The organism is Psychrobacter sp. TB20-MNA-CIBAN-0197, assembly GCF_040309765.1.
GTDB lineage: Bacteria > Pseudomonadota > Gammaproteobacteria > Pseudomonadales > Moraxellaceae > Psychrobacter > Psychrobacter submarinus.
This window is the reverse complement of the sequence record NZ_JBEOPC010000121.1, coordinates 1-428: the sequence shown is the minus strand read 5'-3', so window position 1 is coordinate 428 and position 428 is coordinate 1. Positions and strand designations below refer to the sequence as shown.

Genomic DNA, 428 nt, shown 5'->3' with positions numbered 1-428 from the left:
GCCCTGCACACGCCGTTGCAGGAAGGTCCGTGGCGCACGCTGCTGCTGGTGTTCTTTGCCTCGGCGATCGTGATGCCGCACATGTATCACATGACCTTTACGGAAAACCTCAATCCGCGCTCGCTGGTCAGCGCCAGTTGGGGCCTGCCGTTGTTTCTGCTGTTGATGAGTCTCGCCGTACCGCTGATTCTCTGGGCCGGGCTGAAACTCGGCGCCACCACCGACCCGGAATATTTCACCCTCGGCATCGGCATCGCCGCCAACAGCAAACCGCTGGCCTTGCTCGCCTATGTCGGTGGCCTGTCCGCCGCCAGTGGCCTGATCATCGTCACCACCCTGGCCTTGTCGGGCATGGCGCTGAACCATCTGGTGCTGCCGCTTTATCAACCGCCGGCCGAAGGCAACATCTACCGCTGGCTGAAATGGAC

Annotated in this window: 1 pseudogene; it reads left to right on the top strand. The window is 62.1% G+C overall.

Annotation, left to right across the window (positions count from 1 at the left end):
• A pseudogene (locus AAEY83_RS12935) lies at window positions 1-428 on the top strand (ATPase); the annotation flags it as partial.